Here is a 267-nt window from a genome sequence, read left to right on the forward strand (position 1 = left end):
AGTAAAAAACCACCTGCAGAGCAGGTGGCTTTGAAACGGCCCCCTAAAAGGGGGCTGTCGACATTAATGTTTTATATCCAACTCCATTTGGCGTAGCTCCTCCTCCTTGGCAACCTTGTCTTGATATCTTACGTATCTTCTAATTATCTCTTCGTTAGTTCCTACAGAATCGACAAAGTATCCCCTTTGCCAGAAGTGGTTACCCCAGAGCTTCTTCTTTCTTAAGTAAGGAAATTTGGCAAACAGCTTTATCGCTGTTCTTCCTTT

At 43.1% G+C, this 267-nt stretch carries 1 protein-coding gene; it reads right to left on the bottom strand.

All coding sequences use genetic code 11. The features are described from left to right. Window positions 1–63 precede the first annotated feature (63 nt). Window positions 64–267: transposase (locus CS022_RS24680; protein ID WP_201746394.1), on the bottom strand; the 204-nt coding region annotated here is incomplete at its 5' end.

The organism is Veronia nyctiphanis, from assembly GCF_004116385.1.
GTDB classification, from domain to species: Bacteria; Pseudomonadota; Gammaproteobacteria; order Enterobacterales; family Vibrionaceae; genus Veronia; species Veronia nyctiphanis.